Below are 18,290 nucleotides of genomic sequence, written 5' to 3' on the forward strand. Positions count from 1 at the left end.
GCGTACCAGGACGCACACTCGCGAACGCGTCATGTGGCCTGCGAGGCCCCTGAGACTCGTGTGACGAACCTTTTCAGGCGGCCGTCCGACACCCCGAAGAGGGCGTCGTCCGATGTCCGCACGATCGCCTATCTTGGACCGTCCAACCAACTACATCGAGGGGGAAATCGACGTGGACGACGACACCACCCTGTCGGCCGTCGACCTCCTCGAAATCAACCGCGAGATCCAGGGCTCCCCGACGATCCGGCTGCTGGCCGCACTCAACCTGGGCGGCTACGCCACCCTGATGGAGCGCCATCTCAACGAGGGTGTGATCAGCGAAACCGAGCTCGTCGTCCGACTCGAACGCGACCTCGACGAGCTCGGCCGGCCCGCGGGTGAACAGTCCGGCCTGGGCCTGATCAAGAGCTGGGCCAGTCAGGGCTGGCTGCACCGGGTGGCCGACCAGCGCACCGGCGTCGAACGCAATCTCTGCTACCTCACCCAGGATGCCCGTCGCGCCCTGGACTTTCTGCGCGGCCTGCGCCGCCAGGACACGATCGCCACCGGCGGCTCGATCAACGGCATCGCGTCGCGCCTCAAGCAGATCGCCCTGCGGGTCGGCAACGACCCGGTCCGCATCCGCGCGGGCATCCAGGCCGAGATCGAGGCGCTGCAGGCAGAACTCGATGCGCTGGAACGCGGCGAGGACCTCGACCGCTCCGCCGACGTCGACATGACCGACATGTACGACGAGGCCCACGCCATCGCCCTGCAGATGGAACGGCTCATCACCGACATCGGCCAGTACGGCACGATGATCGAGCGGGCCACCGCCGCCCTCGATGAGCCGATCGACAGCAACCTGGCCTACCGCGACCGGCAGCGTCAGATGTACGCCGACTACCAGGCCGCGTGGGACTCCCAGGGCCGCGATTCGCACCGCGCGTTCCTGCGGATGATCAACGATCCCGACCAGCGCGCGGAGTTCGAGGCCGACGTGCTCGCCGTCGCGCATGCCCTGCCCGCCCTCGACCCCGCGCTGCGGAAGGTGATGGCCGGGTTCTTCGAGCTCGTCGGTCAGCAGATCGACGAGGTGGAGCGCATCCAGCAGCGCTGCGCGCAGCGGGTCAAGCGGTTCACCGCGTTCGGCACCCTGGAGCAGAGCCGCGGCGTGGCCCGTCAGCTCAACGACGCGATCGGTGCCGCCCGCGCCCTGCTCAAGAGTTCGCTGACGGACTCCCGCCTGGACATCGAACTCCCCCTGGCCCGGCACGCGTTCAGTTCGGTTGGCGCACTGAGCTTCCGGATCGGCGAGTTGTCTGATCCAAAACCCGCCCAGGCAGCCGAGGGTGAGCTGGACCTGACCAGCTTCGCGGCGCTGACCACCCAGGTCGACGCACCGGCGATGTCGGAGATGATCAACACCGCGCTCGACGCGGACGGTCGGCTGTCGCTGCCGGAGGCTGTGGAGATGCTCGATGCCGCCTACCTCGGTCATGTCATCGTGCTGTGGTCGTGGGCGCTCAAACAACCGGACGCATCCACGACAGCCGAGCCGGTCACCGTCCGGTTCCAGTCGCTCGACGGACGGGACCGCGAGATGGAGGTACCGCATTTGGTCTTCACCGAACCGATCTCGAGCTTGTTGGGAGCCAGCGCATGACGACTACCGACGCCGACATCGACTTCAGTTCGCTGCCGCAGGTCGATCAGACCGCACGCACCCCGCATCAGCGGCGGCCCCGCTTCGACGGCGATGTGAGCGAGCTGCCCGACCGGGCCTGCTGGGCGCTGCAGCAGCTGCTGACCCGCCGCTACATCAGTGCCGAAGCCGACGCCGACCTGTACAGCTGGGTGCTGGAATACCGTGCACAACTGTCGGTGCGGCTTTCCGAGCTGGATTTGATGTTGCGGGTTGTCGACGGCACTGACGTGGCGTTCGTCGAACAGGCCCGTTACGAATCCGCCAGGGGCGTCAAGCTTTTGCGTCGCGAGCCCCTGGGCACCTACGATTCGATTTTGGCGCTGCACCTGGCGCAGATGTCACGCGCCGCGGGCGGGCAGGCCGTGCTGATCAGCCGCGAGGAGGTGCACGGGCTGTTCTCCGGGGTGCGGGGTGGCGTCGACCGCGACATCGTCACCTTCACCGGGCGCATCGATGCGGCCATCGCCCGGCTCACCGCGCTGGACATTCTGCGCAAGACCCGAGACGACGAAGACAGTTACACCGTCAGCCCGGTGATCAATGCCGTGATGACCGCATCGGTGATCGCCGAGTTGCAGCAGCAGTTCGAACTGCTGCTGTCCGGCAGCGCATCCCCGGACCACGACGAACAGGAGAGCGCACTCGATGGCTGAACAGTTCCACCTGTCGCGGCTGCAGGTCATCAACTGGGGCGTGTTCGACGGCTACCACGACATCCCGTTCAGCGACGGCGGCGCCCTGATCGCCGGTGCGTCCGGAAGCGGGAAGTCCTCACTACTGGACGCTATTTCGCTCGGCTTCCTGCCGTTCAACCGCCGCAACTTCAACGCCTCGGGCGACAACACCGCTGCCGGGTCCAGCGCGGGGCGCCGCACCGTCGACAAGTACGTGCGCGGGGCTTGGGGCCAGCGCAGCGACGGCGGCTCGAGCAAGGTGATGTACCTGCGCGGCGAGGGCACGGCCTGGTCGGCCATCGCCGTCAGCTACCGCAGCAACACGGGCCGCACGGTTACCGGCCTGGTGCTGAAATGGCTGACCGGTGAGTCGCGTTCGGACTCGTCGAGCCGGTTCGTGCTGGCCGACGGCGACCGCGACATCGAGGACGTCTGCAACCGCTGGGCGGCCGGACGTTTCGACTCCGGGGTGTTCAAGGACGACGAGTGGCGGTTCTCCACCAAGGTGGAGTCGCAGTACCTCGCCCAGCTGTATGCCACCATCGGCATCCGTGCCTCCGACGCCGCTCAGCAGCTGCTCGGTAAGGCCAAGTCGCTGAAAAGCGTTGGTGGGCTTGAGCAGTTCGTGCGCGAGTTCATGCTGGACGAGCCGAGCAGCCTGACCCGGCTGCCCGATGCGCTCAGGCAGATCGACCCGCTCGTGGAAGCACGTGAGCTGCTGGCCGTCGCGCAGAAGAAGCGCAAGATCCTCGGCGATATCGAGAAGATCCAGCAGCGCTACGCCTCGGAGTCCTCCGACCTGGGCATCATCGATCTGGTGGACCAACCCATGGTCCGCGCTTACACCGACCACGTCCGGCTCGCGCAGTGCGGGCCGCAGATCGAGTCGATGGACGCCACCATCGACCAGCTCGGAAACGAGTATGAGGACGTCACCCGGCAGCTGAATCTGGCCAAGGCCGAAGGTGATTCGCTCAACGCGCAGATCAGCGGCTCCAGCGCGAGCCTGGGACCCCTGCAGTCGCAACTGGCCGGCGCCGAGGCGCAGGCCGAGCAGGTCTCGCGGCGCCGCGCCGCTTACGAGGCGATGCTGGCCGCGCAGGACATCGATGTTCCCGACAGCGCCGACGAGTTCTGGAATCTGCGTGAGGAACTCGCGACCGAGGTCACCGAATTGCTGGCCAAACTCGACCGGGGCCGCGAGGCGTCCACCGATGCCGAGTACGCGCAGAAGGCGGCCCGAATCGCCCGTGACGACGCGGCCAAGGAGCTCAAGCGCGTCGAGCACGTCGGGTCGGCGCTGCCCGAGTTCGCGATCACCATGCGTGAACACATCTGCGCCGCAGTCGGTGTCGACCCCGGTGAACTGCCCTACATCGCGGAGTTGATGGACCTGCGTCCCGACCAGAGCCGCTGGCGGGTGGCTGTGGAGAAGGTGCTGCGCGGGGTTGGCCTGCGGCTGCTGGTGCCCGACGACCGGTATTCGGCGGTGCTGCGCTTCGTCAACGAGACCAATATGGGCGGACGGCTGCAGTTGCATCATGTGCGTGCCTCGCTCGTCGGTGCGGTCCCGGCCGATGCCGAGCCGAACACATTGGGCGGCAAGCTGTTCGTCGTCGACCCGACTCATCCATGCGCGGCCGAGGCCGCCGATGTCATTGCCGCCGCGGGCGACCACCTCTGCGTCGACACCCCGGATGTGTTCTCCCGGTTCCGGCGCGCCGTGACTGACACGGGTCTGTACAAGGACTCCGAGCGGCTGGCCGTCAAGGACGACCGGCGCCCGCTCAAGCAGTCCGACTACATCTACCAGGGTGACGTGCGGGCCAAGATCGACGCCCTGACCGTCGACCTCGCCTGCGCTGAAGAGACCTACCAGCAAGCGCGCCGCAAGGCTGACGAGATCGCCGCGCAGCGTCAGCAATGGCGTGATCGGGCCGCGGCCTGCAAGGCGATCTGCGAACAGTTCCCGCAGTGGAACCAGGTCGACATCGACACCGCCGATGGGCACGCCGACCGGTTGCGCGAGCAGTTCGAGCTGCTGCTGGCCGACAACCCCGACATCGAGGCACTGACCGCGCGGGCCGACGAGTGCTGGGAGGAGATCCAGACGCTGATGACGCGGCGCGGGGCTATCCAAACCCGCCGCGACGATCTCGACAGCCGGCGCACCCAGCTGCTTGAACTTCAGGACCGGCTGACACCCGCGTTCGTCTCTGAGCCGCTGACCGAGCTGCTGAACCGCTACGCCGCCGCGATCCCGGTGGCGCTGGAAGTGCTCAACCCCGAGCCGCACCGCGAGGCAGTGTTCAACACGATCCGCCGGGAACGTGAGCAGCTGCGCGAAAGTCGAAGGCGCTCATACGATGAGCTGGCTCGCATCCTGAACACGTTCGATACGGCGTTCCCCGATGCGATTCCGAACGACAGCGAAGTGTTCGACGAGCGGGTGCACGACTACGTGGCGCTGTGTCGGCACATCGACGAACGGGAACTGCCCGACGCCTACGAACGGATGATGCGGCTGGTCACCGAGCAGGCACCCGACGCGATCCTCACGTTGCACCGAGTGGCCGAGCAGGAGGCGCGGCGGATCAGCGAGCAGATCGACCGGGTCAACACCGGCCTGGGTGCGGTCGAGTTCAACAGCGGCACCCGGCTGACGCTGCGGGCGACGCCGCGCAGCCTGACCGCGGTGGCCGAGCTGACCGAGATCGTGCGGGCGATCTCGCGGCGCATCGCCGAGGTCGGCCTTGGCGACAAGCAGGCGATCCTGGACCAATACGCCGACATCCTGCGGCTGCGCAACCGGTTGGCGTCGACGGCACCGGAGGACAAGGCGTGGACGCGCGACGCATTGGACGTCCGCAACCGGTTCACGTTCGACTGCGCCGAGTGGGATGTCCGGACCGAGGAGCTGATCCGTACGCACAGCAATGCCGGCGACAACTCCGGTGGCGAGCAGGAGAAGCTGATGGCGTTCTGTCTTGCCGGTGCGTTGAGCTTCAACCTGGCGAGCCCCGAGAGTTCGGACAACAAGCCGGTTTTCGCGCAGCTGATGCTTGACGAGGCGTTCTCGAAGTCCGATCCGCAGTTCGCGCAGCAGGCGCTGCAGGCGTTCCGCAAGTTCGGGTTTCAGCTCGTCATCGTGGCCACGGTGCAGAACGCCACCACGATTCAGCCCTACATCGACAGCGTGATCATGGTGTCCAAGACCGAGGCCACCAGCCGCAGTGCGCGGCCGGTCGCCACGGTGGTGTCGAAGACGATCTCCGACTTCACGACGTTGCGCGCCGAGATGCGGAGTTCCGCAGCGCGGGAACGGGTGCCGGCCGGGGTTTAGCTCCATCAGTTGCTGCGACGGTCGGCTCTGCGCGCAGGACCGACGGCTTGCGATTCGACCGGTGACCCACCTTGCCCACATGCGCACCTGCCCATGGTGGCGTCCGGCTGGTCGTGGCCGAGACCACCTGATGCGGCACCGCCGGGGTGTACGGCGTCGGCGCACCGTAGGGATCAACGGCACCGGCATACACCGGTGGTCCCCCGACGCCGTATGCGCCCTGGGGTGTGGTGTGAAACGGCCGATTCGCCGGATCACCCGTGACCATGGCGATGCCGTTGTCCCAACCGGTTGGGATGGCTGTGACGAAATCAATGGCCGTCTTGATGAGGTTCGGGCTGTACAGGTATTTGGCCGGCGTCGGTTGTCCGGGATTGATGGTGCGGTCGTAGCCCGCCTCCACCAGGACTCGTATCGGCGGATCGAGCGTCGCCGCAATCGGCGGCCCGATGACCGGGATCTTCTCCAATGGCATCAGCAGAGGCAGCGTCTTGGCCGGGATCAGATAGTAGGTGGTGTCTTGATACTGGCCCTGCAGTGCAACGGTGTCCGCCGCGAAGTAGGCGGTTTCGGGATGGAAGTAGAGGTAGCCAAGGGCCACGTTGAGGTCGGCCAACAGGTTGAGCGGGTTGGTTGGAAAGTCCGATACCGGGTCGTATTGGCGCGCAACGTCGACGGTTGTCAGCGGCGTGGGCTGCGGCGAATTGGTGGTCATCGCGCCGTCGAAAGTCACGCCGAAGATCGGTAGATAGGCGCCGACGAAACGCTCGAGGATGCCCCCGTTGGGCCGGTTCGGATTCGACGTGAGAACGAAACTCACTGTCGCGCCGACCGGCGGATGCGCAATCAAATCGTATTTCTCTTTCGCGGCGATGGTCGCACTCTGCGAATACCCGTACACCACATAGGAAGTGTCGGTCAGAGTCTGCGATCCCGTTGTGGTGAAGGGAGGTTCGGTGACGGTGCAAGGCTGCCCGCGTAGGCATGCGTTGAGATTGTCCAGCCCGATTGCGACAGACTCATCGAACGGCATGGCCTGCAGGCCGGTCGCGAGGGGGAACTCTTCGGGGGTGTACACCGCCAGTTGGGCACAACCAGGGTTACCCCCGGAACACAATCCCGACGGCGCCACGTACAGGCTGTTCGCGCTGCCCACGTAGTTTGCGATGTACTCGGATGTGTCTTGAGGAATGCTCAGCGGGTGGCCGGTACCACCCATGAACAGCGCCGTAGCGGCGGAAGCGATGAGCACCGGGGTCACCGGTGTCGATGCCACGATCACGACGATGCACAGCGCAATCATCGTGGCAGCGACCGATAGGCTCGCCCTCCGCATGGCGACCCCCCTTATCCCCGGGGCGTGGCCGCAGTCTCGACTCACGACGTTAAACCCATTCGACAAGCGTCAGCGCTTGATGGCTACGGCCTTTGGTCACCACAACCGCGGACGAAGGGCAACTCGACGCTACGGGTTGCCTGCCCAGCGCAGCGCGAAAAGGCCAGGGGCGCAACGCCCCCGGCCTTTTGCGGTTGTTTGGCGGGTTACTTCAGGTTCGGCAGGTTCTGCTGGATCGCCGCAACCTGAGCCTTGCCGACGGCCTCGACGAAGTCCTGCGGCACCGGGTTGAGGTCACCGGGTGCGCTGCTGAAGATCGCCACCACGACCGTGCGGTCCACCGTAAAGAGTAGGGCGGCCATTGCCGACTTGCCGTCCAGCGACGTACCGATAGTCACATTCGCATCCGGGGTGACCGCCGGCAGCGCCACCGGCGAGCCGGTGACCTGGCTGGGAACACTGTTCGCGGCGCCGGTCAGGCCGGTCGCGGCCTGCGCCGGATCATCGCTGATGATCACCGAGATGTTGATCGCGTCAGTCCCGGAGGTGTAGGTCTGCGAGACGTCCGGCGGTGGCGGCGTCAGCGTCGTCTTCGGCGCGTCGCCCGCCCACGGGGTGTTCCCCACCTGCGGGATGTCGGCCGGTTTCACCAGCAGCGACGCGTAGTTCGGCGTGCCCGCGGGCGTCGAGGCCTCGGCGCCCGTGGTGGCCGCCGCGGTCGTGGTCGACGTCGACGTTGACGTCGAGGTGCTCGTCGTCGATGACGACTTCTCGTCGTCCTTGCCGCAGCCGGCGACAACCAGTCCGAGAGCAACGGCGGCTGCCGTGACTCGAACGATTGCTCGCGTTCGTACAGGATCCATGACAGCGAACTCCCCTCCGGCCACACCCTGGCGGAGGGCCAAGGGCAGCCTAAACGAGGCCGGTCACCAGCCTGCGGTTATTTGACTTATTCGTTACCAACAACGAGTCGAGCGCGACCGGAGCGCGTCGCAACGGCGGGATTCGATCACCGAAATTTTTAGTTCGGCTCGCGACTCGGCCAGATGAGCGGCGCGGGCCGGCGCCGACGGCAACGGACTGGCGGCCCCGCCGCTTCGCCGCACCTAGAGTTGCGCGGGCGGCATCGACGCCGACGTCGTCTGCCTCGAGTCGTTAGGAGACAGTCACCATGACGGTGAAGCTGCATTGGTTTCTGCCGACCTACGGCGACAGCCGGAACATCGTGGGCGGAGGTCACGGCACGCCCGCGGGTGCCGCCGGGGGCGATCGAGAGGCCTCCATCGACTATCTGGCCTCGATCGTGCGGTCTGCCGAACAATTCGGCTTCACGGGTGCACTGATCCCGACCGGCGCATGGTGCGAAGACGCGTTCATCACCGCCGCCCTTCTGGCGCGGGAAACGACGTCGCTGGCCTTCCTGGTGGCGTTCCGTCCGGGATTGGTGAGCCCGACGCTGTCGGCTCAGATGGCGGCGACGTTCTCCCGGCACGCGCCGGGTCGCATCCTGCTCAATGTCGTGGTCGGTGGGGAGGCGCACGAGCAGCGCGCCTTCGGTGATCATCTCGACAAGGATGCGCGCTATCAGCGCTGCGACGAATTCCTCGAGGTGGTGCGCCGACTCTGGGCCGGCGAGACCGTCACCTATAAAGGCGAGTACATCGACGTCGAGGAAGCCAATCTGGCGATACCGCCGAACCCGGTGCCGCCGTTGTACTTCGGCGGTAGCTCGCAGGCCGCGGGTCCGGTCGCAGCACGCCATTCCGATGTGTACCTGACGTGGGGCGAACCGCCGGCTGCGGTCCAGCAGAAGGTGGAGTGGATCCGCGCGGAAGCCGAGAAGCAAGGTCGCACAGTGCGCTTCGGGATCCGGCTGCACACGATCTCCCGCGACGACTCAGCCACGGCGTGGGAGCAGGCCGACCGGCTCGTGGCGGCGCTCGATGAAGAGACCGTCCGCACGGCCCAGGAAGGCTTGGCGCGCAGCCAGTCCGAAGGACAGCGACGGATGCTGGCACTGCACGAGGCCAACCGCGCCAACGGCACCTGGAGCGACGCGCGCACCCTCGAGATCGCTCCGAACCTGTGGTCGGGAGTGGGCTTGGTGCGCGGCGGCGCGGGGACCGCGTTGGTCGGCAGCCACACCGAGGTGGCCGACCGGATCGCGGAGTACGCCGAGATCGGAATCGATGAGTTCATCTTCTCCGGCTATCCGCACCTGGAAGAACTGTATTGGTTCGGCGAAGGCGTGGTGCCGATCCTGCGTGAGCGCGGGCTGTTCAATGCCGGCGCTGCCGAAGCGCCCAGTGTGTCCATCCCGTTCGTCGGTGCATCCCGCTGACTGCTGACGGTGTGGCGAGTCACAAAATTCGAGGATTGAACCTTAGCTGTTGACGGGTATGTAAGCACCGCTGGTAACCGACCTGAGTGGAAGGAACGACCGTGGGCGATAGCGGACCCGAAGAGGCCGTCAAAGGCGTCGTCGAAGACGTCAAGGGCAAGGCCAAGGAAGTCATTGGCATCGTCACCGACAAGGACGATCTGCGCGAAGAAGGCCGTGCTCAGCAGGACAAGGCCGAGGCCGCACGCGATGCAGCCAAGAAAGAGGCCGAGGCCGACGCTGCGCGCGCTGCCGAAAAGGCGGCCGAGGCACGCCAGAAGGCCGCCGAGTAGTCATTCCATCGCGGGGATGCGTTGCGCGACAGAGTCGCCGCGCATTCCCGCGATGTATTGAGGACATAAGTGGGTTTAAAAATGACCGATCCGGCAATTCCCTAGTGGCAGTACATATCAGTAGCCCCACGGATCGGACGGAACAATGATCGTTCTCGGCATCATCTTGCTTTTGATCGGCTACTTCACTGGCCTATCGATCCTGTACACCATCGGCGGCATCCTCGTCGTGGTCGGCCTCGTGCTGTGGATCCTCGGGGCCGTCGGCCGCCCGGTCGGTGGTCGAAAAGTCTGGTTTTAGCGGGACTCGTTGCGCCAGTTGATGTCTCGCTGATAGAACGCCCTTGGGCCACGTGCCCAGGGGCGTTCTATTGCGAGTAGCTAAGCGACGACCTGCGGTGTGACGAGGAACTTCTCCCCCGTTGCCCGCTTCACGTATTCCTTGAACGCCTCCGGTTGGAGCATGCCGGCCAGGGACACCTCGCGGGTGTAATTGCTGGCGAAGGTCGTCGTGAGCTCGGCAGCCACACGGGCTCGGAGACGACCGATGGTCTCGGCGCCCGCAGTCGCCAGAAATGGCGTCAGTAACCATCCGCCGATCCCCCACGCCATACCGAAATTCCTGGTGAGGACCGTCGGGCTGGTGTCGAGCGCGCCGTAGACATACACCTGCTTGTGGACGCCCGACCCGTAGCGGGAGTACTCCGCCGCAGTGGCACTGACCGCCTCTTCCATGGCATTGAGGATCTGGCCGGCCAGGGTTCCGCCACCGATGGCGTCGAACGCAAGCGTCGCCTTGGTCGCTGTAAGCGCCTTGACCAGATCGGTCTCGAAGGACGGCGACGTGGAGTTCAGGACGTGTTCGGCGCCGAGGGACTTCAGCAGTTCCTCTTGCTCGGGCTTGCGGACGATGTTGACCAGCGGGATACCGTCTTTCTGGCAGAGCTTGACCAGCATCTGCCCGAGGTTGGATGCGGCGGCGGTGTGCACAAGGGCCGAATGTCCTTCGCGGCGCATGGTTTCCGTCATGCCGAGCGCGGTCAACGGGTTGACGAACGACGAAGCTCCGTCGCGCGCGGTGGCGCCGTCGGGAAGGACGAGACAGGCTCGTGCATCGACTGCGCGGTATTGCGAGTACATCGCACCGCCGGCGATGCCTACGGTTTTGCCGAGGAGATGTTGTGCCGCGTCGGATGATCCGGCGGCGACGACGGTGCCCGCACCCTCATTGCCGACAGGGAGGGACTGGTCGAGCCGTGCGGCGAACGCTCTTGGCGTTTCGATAGGGGCGGTGACGACGGGACGATCCGGGGTGCCGCTGACGGTCGCCTTGGCCATATCGGCGCCGGCCACCAGAAGGCCGAGGTCAGAGGGGTTGATCGGCGAGGCCTCGATCCGTACCAGCACCTCGTTGTCTCGCGGTGTGGGGACGTCGACCTCGTGCAGCGAGAGCTTCAGTTCGCCGGCAGAGGTGACGAGCGATCGCAGCTCGAGCGCTTTCTCAAGCAGACCTGCGGCCATGGTTGTGCCTCGTTCCTGGTTCTAGGTGGTGCTCAGATCACTTGAAGTCATGATGCCGGGCCGCGCGGTCCCTCCGCCAAGAGTGTGCACCTGGACCGGTCGCCCCGAGAGGTTGACTTGGCCGGCCGGGGTTGGTGCTGCTGGGCTGACGATAGCGACCGTGGGATCGCCACACTGCACAGAACAGCCTCACAAAGGCCGGCGCACGCCACTGCACTTTCTGGAGGAAACCATGAACTCACGTTCGGTCAAGATCGAACACCGTTCGCCGATTGCCACGGTGAACCCGTCCAACGGAGAGTTGGTGCACGCGTTCAACCCGATGAGCGACCAACAGGTCGATCACGCCGTCTTCGATGCCCATACGCCGTGAGGGCTAGGCTCTAACCCGCGACCAGTAGATTCTTTTGGGGGTCATCTCTGCAATGTTCTCATTGGCTTGAGCCACAACGAATTTGGATCGCATCGCGGGTCACCTAATCGTGTCGACGACCAGACGCTTCTACGGTGCATGTCGCACAGGCATTTAGATGCTTGTCGCCCAGGTCCTGCGGCCGATGTGTCTGCTTGCAGGCGAGAGTGACGCAATTCCTGCCCACACGCACTACGAAAAGTCTATATTCAGCTAAGCCGACTACGCGGAGGCCATGGTGGAACGCATTCACCAACCGTTCGTTACCCTCGGCGTCGCTTTGACAGTCGGCGCTGCGGTCGTCACCGCGCCGGTCGCCGGTGCCAACCCCAACACCGTCGGCGCCACTCATCCCGCCCACACCGCGGCGGGGTCGGTAAACACAAGGCTCAAACCAAGGGTCACGTCCCCGACCAGACATCTGCCGTCGGCGTCGTCTGATCCGAGCGCCTACTCGGGCATGGGCCGTAACAAAAGCCGCCTTGGCAGCACTGCCCTGGTGAGGGTAGGCGATGCGAACAAGCTTGTCGTAGGCAATGTTTCGCCACTGCAAGCCGTTGCGCAAGACTTGCTTGACGTGATCAACGCTCCCACCCAGCTACTCCTTCAGCGCCCCTTGATCGGCAATGGCGCCGACGGACTGCCGGGAACCGGACAGAACGGCGGGGCTGGCGGAATCCTCTGGGGTAACGGCGGCAATGGCGGGTCGGGCGCGGGAGGCCAAAAAGGTGGCAACGGCGGAGCCGCCGGGCTGATCGGAAACGGTGGCACCGGGGGCACCGGCGGGCCCACAAACGTTGCCGGTGGCATCGCTGGTGCCGGAGGCACGGGCGGTACCGGCGGACTGCTATTCGGTAACGGCGGCTTGGGCGGCACGGGCGGATACAACAATTTCGTCGGCGGGAGTGCCGGCGCAGGCGGATCTGGCGGCCGTGCCATCGGCCTGCTCGGCAATGGCGGCGCCGGTGGTGGCGGCGGCTACTCCAATTCCGGCGTGAACACTCCGGGCGGTGCCGGCGGGAGCGGCGGCGACGGTGGGATCATCTACGGCATCGGGGGTAAAGGCGGCGACGCCGGATACGCCGCCACGGGCAACGTGGGCGGTTCAGGCGGTGCGGGCGGTCTGCTATTCGGCGGTGGCGGCAACGGTGGTGACGGCTCGTTGAACGGCAACGGTGGTCGAGGCGGCAGCGCTGGGCTGATCGGTTATGGCGGTGTCGGAGGAACCGGCGGCAGCGAGTATTCCAATGCACAGCCCGGAGCAACCGGCGGCGCAGGCGGCAACGGCGGTCTACTGCAGGGGGACGGTGGCCGCGGTGGAATGGGTGGGGGTGCAGTTTTCGGTGGTGGTGGTGCCGGCGGACCAGGCGGCAACGCGGTAGGGCTGCTCGGCCGCGGGGGTGACGGTGGAGAGGGCGGTCCCGCGGGCACCGGTAGCGGAGGTGCCGGGGGAGCCGGCGGAAACGGCGGCTTGCTTCTGGGCGCCGATGGGGTCAACGGACCCACAGGGGCACATCTGTAATCGCGAAGCCTCGACCAATGACCGTGCGGGCGAATCCACAACCAGGTTGCCGATCTCCTGAACCGGACGGTTCGCACCGACAGCACCCCCGCTGACGCCGCCGATGACGGTGAACGATGACGATGAGTGTCAAGAATCAATCGAAGTAGGTGTAAAGCATCAGACGAAACACTGTCGCCCATCACCCGAAGACCCACCGTCAAGCATCAGCCGAGGTCATACAGCTCTGAAGTAGGGCGGGCGGGGCTCGAACCCGCGACCAATGGATTATGAGTCCACGGCTCTAACCGACTGAGCTACCGCCCCTTGGCGCGCATATCGCGGCCACCATGGTGACACAGGCGGTGACATCATGGGTGGGGTGCCCGCCGTATCCAGCGCTTTTGCCTCCGACAACGCCGCTCCCGCACACCCCACCGCTGTCGAGGCGATCCTCGCGGCCAACGCCGGAACCACCACGTCCTATGGGGGCGACCCCATCACCCGACGCGCCGCCGAGCGTGTCCGAGAAACCTTCGACTCCCCCAACGCAGAGGTACTGTTCGCGTTCACCGGGACGGGAGCCAACATCATCGCGCTGGCCTCGGCAGTGCGGCCGTTCCACGAGATCCTCTGCAGCGACATCGCGCATTCGCTGCTCGACGAGGCCGGCGGCCCCACTCTGGTTTCGGGCGCGAGCCTGCTCGCACTCCCCAGCGATGACGGCCTCATCGACCCGACGCTCCTCGACCGCCGCATCACCCGCCGAAGCGACGTGCACCACTCCCAGCCGCGCATCGTCACCATCACCCAGTCCACCGAGAACGGACGGCTCTGGCAGCCCGAGGCGATCACCGAGTTCATCGACCACGCCCACGAACTCGACCTGCTGGTACACGTCGACGGCTCTCGTGTCGCCAATGCGATTGCCGCCCTGGATGTTCCACCCGCGCTCGCCGTCGGCGACGCCGACATCGTCACGATCGGCGGCACCAAGAACGGGATGCTGTTCGGTGACGCGATCCTGGTGCGGCGTCCCGAACACTTCACCGGCATCGAGTTCGTCCAGAAACAGATCGGCCACTTGGCCAGCAAACACCGTTATGTCTCAGCGCAATTCGACGCCATGCTCACCGACGGCGTCTGGCTCGAGGCGGCAGCCCACGCTAACGCCATGGCGAAGAGGCTCAGCGCCGGGGTCACGAATCTCGGCCTGCACTTGAGCTCCCCCACCGAAGCCAACGAGGTGTTCATCGACCTTCCCGCCGAGACGCTGGCCGCCGTTCGTGAACGGTTCGCGGTCCACGCACCCGACCCACACAAGCCACCGGTCCGGTTCGTCTGCTCGTGGGCGACCACCGACGACGACGTCGACGCCGCCCTGACCACACTCGCTCAGGCGAAGACGGTCTGACCGTCCGCGTCGATGAGGTAGCGCTCGGTGCCTTCCTCGACACGCGCTGCGTCGGCCTTCAACGACACCGCGATCTTGTTGCTGGCGTTGCGCATCACGTCCAGTGTCAGCTCGCGGGCCTGCTCACGCGAGAAGTGCTCCCGCACACCGGAAGCCACGGCCGGACTGATCCGCCCCGGTGACCAGATCAGCGCGTCTGCATAGCGCAGCGCCGCCTTGTGTGCATCGCTGAGCAACTCGGAGGACTCGAAATGCTCGATGTCGTCGTACATCGACTCGCTACCGCCTGCGTCCAGGGCCGTGCTCTCCCGCAGCGACTTGCACAACCGGCAGTTGTGCGCGACGGCCCCGCGCAGCCGCACCACTTCCGTGGTCACCGGGTCCAGTGACCGCAGCCGCGCCACCCCCGGCAGCAGCTGGTTGAACAACAGGTCGGCAGCGTCGATTCCTGGGTCCCACACCGGGTGGTCGGGGACCCAGTGCACCGGCAAGCCCAACAGCTCCAGGCCATTGCGCACCCGCGGCAGGAAGTCGGCAAAAAACATCTGAATGACGGCTCCGAAGCTTCCCGCGCCCAGCGCGGTGGTCAGCGACTCCCGCTGGCGATCGTTGATCGCCGACACGTCGACGCTGAACTGCTCGGCGAACTCGGCCACCACCTTCTCGGCGTCCGACTCCGGCGCGCGAACCAGCGTCTGTGCAGGCAGCGGCGTCAGCGACAGCGTTTCACCACACGTGGTGCGAATCAAACCAACCAGCCGCTGCTGGTCGGCCGGCGACTGCACCACCAGCTGAGTCAGGACGGCGTCGAGATCGTCACTCATGCTGAGGATTATTGCGCTTGGCTGACCGAGGACATGTGAAAGTCGGGGATTCGCAGGGTCGGCATCACCGCACGGGTGGCCCAGTCGCCCCACTCGCGCGGCAGCGTCTGCTCGGGAACACCGGCCTCGGTGGCCCGCCGCAGTAGATCCAGCGGACTCTCGTTGAAGCGGAAGTTGTTGACCGCGCCGGTGACCTCACCGTCTTCGATCAGGTACACACCATCACGGGTCAGCCCGGTCAGCAGCAGCGTCGTCGGGTCGACGGTGCGGATGTACCACAGCGTGGTCAGCAGCAGGCCGCGCTCGGTGGCGGCCACCATGTCGGCGAGTTCCGCGCTGCCACCGGTCATCAGCAGGTTGTCGGCCGGAACGGCCGGTGTCGTCGCGAACTCGGCCGCCGCGGCTCTCGGATAGGCCAGCGCATTGATCGAACCGTCGCGGATCCAGTCGACGCGCCCGATGTCCAGCCCGTTGTCGAACACCGAGATCGTCTCCGAGCTGCTGGTGGCCGCGACGAACGGTGTGCACTCCAGGCCCTTGGCGAACGGGTCGGAGTACATGGTCAGCGGCAGCTCGGTGAGCCTCTCCCCGACCCGGGTGCCGCCACCGGGCGCCGAAAAGGCCGTCCGGCCCTCTTCCGCGCCGCGGCCGTCCATCGACCAGCCGAGGTAGATCATCATATCGGCGACCGTCGACGGCGGCATCAGCGTTTCGTAGCGCCCGGCGGGCAGTTCGACGGTTCGCTTCGCCCAACCGAGCCGCATTGCCAGATCCTCGAGCAGCGAGTCGGTCGGGACTTCGGTGAACCACGGCGTGCTGATGCCCGCCCACGCACTGGCGCCGTCGCGTTTGGCGTTGATCTCCACGGTCCCGGTCGGCTGGGTGAAGCGCCGGCGGATTCCGGTCGAGGTGGCCAGGAACGTCGTCTCCACGACGTGGTGGGCATAGCCGTACAACCGGTCGGCGCGGCCGAAGCCGCCCGACAACGACTCCGCGACATCGGCGAACACCGCTGCGCCCGTTTCGGCCACGGGCTCGTTCCAGTCGTCGGGCAGGCCGCTGCCGGTAAGCAGCGGAGCGCTGTCGCGGGCCTCGGGAGCGGCATGCGCGGCATGTTCGGCTGCTGCCACCAACACCGAGATCGCGCCCGGGTTGACGTCACTGCTGCGCACGGCGCCGGTGTGGGATGTATTGCCTTTGCGCACAATCGAGATCACGGTGGTCGACCGGGTGGTCGAAACACCGTTGGTGGTCATCGAGTTCCCGGCCCACCGCAGGGAGGCCTCGGCGCGATCGGTGACGATGACGATCGTTTCGTCGACGGTAGCGGCCTGCAACGCCAGTTCGACGACTTGCTGGGCGGGAATCATGCGTGGCCCGCTTCCTCGCGCGTGTTGAGCACGTTGACCCCGCGGAACAACGCCGACGGGCAGCCGTGGCTGACCGCGGCCACCTGACCCGGCTGAGCCTTGCCGCAATTGAACGCCCCGCCGAGGCGCCAGGTCTCTGGCCCGCCAACGGCTTCCATCGAATTCCAGAAGTCGGTCGTGGTGGCCTGGTAGGCGACATCACGCAGCTGGCCGTCCAGCCGGCCGTCGCGAATCCGGAAGAACCGTTGCCCGGTGAATTGAAAGTTGTAGCGCTGCATGTCAATCGACCAGGACTTGTCCCCGACGATGTAGATGCCGTCGGAGATTCGGGAGATCAGGTCGTCGGTGCTCAGATTGTCGCTACCCGGCTGCAGCGAGACGTTGGCCATCCGCTGAATCGGAACGTGGTGCGGGGAGTCGGCGTAGCTGCAACCGTTCGATCGGGTGTGGCCCAGCCGCGGCGCGAACACCCGGTCGAGTTGGTAGCCGACGAAGATGCCGTCGCGCACCAGATCCCAGCTTTGGGCCGCCACCCCCTCGTCGTCGTATCCGATTGTGGCCAAGCCGTATTCGACGGTGCGGTCAGCGGTCACATTCATGACCGGGGAGCCGTAGCGCATGGTGTTCAGCTTATCCGGGGTGGCGAACGACGTGCCCGCGTAGGCGGCCTCGTACCCGATGGCCCGGTCGTACTCGGTGGCATGCCCGATCGATTCGTGGATGGTCAGCCACAGATTGGTCGGGTCGATCACCAAATCCGTCGGACCGGCAACCACCGTGGGCGCCTTGGTCTTCTCGGCCAGCAGGCTCGGCAACTCGGCGAGCTCGGCCGTCCAATTCCAGACGTCCTCGCCGGCCACCGCTTCCCAACCCCGAGCGGTCGGCGGGGCCAGCGTGCGCATCGACTCGAAGCTGCCGGCGGCGGCGTCGACGGCCACCGCGTCCAGGGCGGACTGCACCCGCACCCGCTGCTGGGTGATGGACGAGCCGAAGGTGTCGGCGTAGAACGTCTGCTCCTTGACTGCGATGACCATTGCCGAGACGTGATCCACCCCGTCGGACGCCAGGAGCCGGCCAGAATACTCCCCCAGCACCGCGATCTTGTCGGCGGTCGGCACCGTGAACGGGTCGACGGCGTAAGTCGACACCCACGTCACGTCGCTGTAGACAGGCTCGGCGGCGAGCTCGATGCGCTCGGCGTTCAGCGCCGCCAAGGTCGTGGCCACCTCGACGGCGCGGCGGGCGGTGTCGGCGGCCACCTCGGGCGCCAGTTCGGCGTGCGAGGCGAAGCCCCAGGTGCCGTCGACGATCACCCGCACCGCGAACCCGATCTCACGGTCGGTCACCGCGCTCTGCAGCTCGCCGTCGCGCAGCTGCACCACCTCGTTGGTGGTGGCGTGGATGCGCAGGTCTGCGTAGCTCGCTCCGGCGGCACGCGCGGCCGACAGCGCCGCATCGGCGAGTTCATGGCGCGGCAGGGCCAGGAAGTCGGCGTCAACATCACGGGGACTCACGTGCTACACGGTAACGGG

General features: G+C 66.2%; 14 protein-coding genes, 1 tRNA gene and 1 pseudogene. 9 read left to right on the forward strand and 7 right to left on the reverse strand.

Annotated elements, in window-relative coordinates:
- The first annotated feature begins 112 nt into the window (after positions 1 to 112).
- Genes AB431_RS19590 through AB431_RS19600 form a run of 3 tightly spaced genes read left to right on the forward strand, consistent with a single transcriptional unit; the run spans position 113 to position 5,707 of the window.
- Positions 113 to 1,648, forward strand: coding sequence for a DUF3375 domain-containing protein (locus AB431_RS19590; RefSeq protein WP_369802924.1), 1,536 nt, complete (start codon positions 113 to 115; stop codon positions 1,646 to 1,648).
- Complete coding sequence (locus AB431_RS19595) at positions 1,645 to 2,343, forward strand: DUF4194 domain-containing protein (RefSeq protein WP_047331334.1); 699 nt, start codon at positions 1,645 to 1,647, stop codon at positions 2,341 to 2,343. The genes AB431_RS19590 and AB431_RS19595 overlap by 4 nt, the downstream gene beginning before the upstream one ends.
- On the forward strand, positions 2,336 to 5,707 hold the full coding sequence (locus AB431_RS19600; protein ID WP_047331335.1) for an ATP-binding protein: 3,372 nt from the start codon (positions 2,336 to 2,338) through the stop codon (positions 5,705 to 5,707). Before AB431_RS19595 ends, AB431_RS19600 begins: the two co-directional genes overlap by 8 nt.
- Here the strand turns inward: AB431_RS19600 and AB431_RS19605 are convergent.
- Positions 5,643 to 7,043: a PE-PPE domain-containing protein gene (locus AB431_RS19605; protein WP_082135745.1), complete on the reverse strand. Its 1,401-nt coding sequence runs from the start codon at positions 7,041 to 7,043 to the stop codon at positions 5,643 to 5,645. The genes AB431_RS19600 and AB431_RS19605 overlap by 65 nt on opposite strands.
- 206 nt (positions 7,044 to 7,249) lie before the next feature.
- Complete coding sequence (locus AB431_RS19610) at positions 7,250 to 7,906, reverse strand: hypothetical protein (protein WP_047331336.1); 657 nt, start codon at positions 7,904 to 7,906, stop codon at positions 7,250 to 7,252.
- Positions 7,907 to 8,214: 308 nt separating this feature from the next.
- Here AB431_RS19610 and AB431_RS19615 point away from each other — a divergent pair, with 308 nt between their 5' ends.
- The 3 genes from AB431_RS19615 (at position 8,215) to AB431_RS31020 (ending at position 10,017) form a co-directional block, all read left to right on the forward strand.
- Entirely contained in the window at positions 8,215 to 9,384 is a 1,170-nt protein-coding gene (locus tag AB431_RS19615) for an LLM class flavin-dependent oxidoreductase (protein WP_047331337.1), read from the forward strand.
- 101 nt (positions 9,385 to 9,485) lie between these two features.
- Entirely contained in the window at positions 9,486 to 9,716 is a 231-nt protein-coding gene (locus AB431_RS19620; RefSeq protein WP_047333610.1) for a general stress protein CsbD, read from the forward strand.
- A 145-nt stretch (positions 9,717 to 9,861) separates the two neighbouring features.
- The gene (locus tag AB431_RS31020; protein ID WP_096311763.1) at positions 9,862 to 10,017 is read left to right on the forward strand and encodes a hypothetical protein; all 156 of its coding nucleotides are present in this window, start codon (positions 9,862 to 9,864) and stop codon (positions 10,015 to 10,017) included.
- An 80-nt stretch (positions 10,018 to 10,097) separates the two neighbouring features.
- Here AB431_RS31020 and AB431_RS19625 read toward each other — a convergent pair whose 3' ends face one another.
- Entirely contained in the window at positions 10,098 to 11,237 is a 1,140-nt protein-coding gene (locus AB431_RS19625; protein WP_047331338.1) for a zinc-binding dehydrogenase, read from the reverse strand.
- A gap of 232 nt (positions 11,238 to 11,469) precedes the next feature.
- On the opposite strand from AB431_RS19625, the gene AB431_RS30845 reads away from it, so the two are divergent.
- Positions 11,470 to 11,610, forward strand: a complete 141-nt coding sequence (locus AB431_RS30845) for a hypothetical protein (protein ID WP_158423546.1) — start codon at positions 11,470 to 11,472, stop codon at positions 11,608 to 11,610.
- Positions 11,611 to 12,178: 568 nt separating this feature from the next.
- Positions 12,179 to 13,162, forward strand: a pseudogene (locus AB431_RS31275) (PGRS repeat-containing protein); the annotation flags it as partial.
- A 241-nt stretch (positions 13,163 to 13,403) separates the two neighbouring features.
- Here the strand turns inward: AB431_RS31275 and AB431_RS19635 are convergent.
- Positions 13,404 to 13,477: transfer RNA gene (locus tag AB431_RS19635), tRNA-Ile, on the reverse strand.
- Positions 13,478 to 13,523: 46 nt separating this feature from the next.
- Here AB431_RS19635 and AB431_RS19640 point away from each other — a divergent pair.
- Positions 13,524 to 14,564 carry a low specificity L-threonine aldolase gene (locus AB431_RS19640; protein ID WP_047331339.1) on the forward strand — a complete coding sequence of 347 codons (1,041 nt, stop codon included), beginning with the start codon at positions 13,524 to 13,526 and terminating at the stop codon, positions 14,562 to 14,564.
- On the opposite strand, the gene AB431_RS19645 is transcribed toward AB431_RS19640, so the two are convergent.
- Genes AB431_RS19645 through AB431_RS19655 form a run of 3 tightly spaced genes read right to left on the reverse strand, consistent with a single transcriptional unit; the run spans position 14,546 to position 18,272 of the window.
- Positions 14,546 to 15,388, reverse strand: a complete 843-nt coding sequence (locus tag AB431_RS19645) for a carboxymuconolactone decarboxylase family protein (RefSeq protein ID WP_047331340.1) — start codon at positions 15,386 to 15,388, stop codon at positions 14,546 to 14,548. The genes AB431_RS19640 and AB431_RS19645 overlap by 19 nt on opposite strands.
- 8 nt (positions 15,389 to 15,396) lie before the next feature.
- Positions 15,397 to 16,758, reverse strand: a complete 1,362-nt coding sequence (locus AB431_RS19650; RefSeq protein ID WP_047331341.1) for a metallopeptidase TldD-related protein — start codon at positions 16,756 to 16,758, stop codon at positions 15,397 to 15,399.
- Entirely contained in the window at positions 16,755 to 18,272 is a 1,518-nt protein-coding gene (locus AB431_RS19655) for a TldD/PmbA family protein (protein WP_047331342.1), read from the reverse strand. The genes AB431_RS19650 and AB431_RS19655 overlap by 4 nt, the downstream gene beginning before the upstream one ends.
- Positions 18,273 to 18,290: the final 18 nt, after the last annotated feature.

Source organism: Mycobacterium sp. EPa45 (genome assembly GCF_001021385.1).
Classification (GTDB): Bacteria; Actinomycetota; Actinomycetes; order Mycobacteriales; family Mycobacteriaceae; genus Mycobacterium.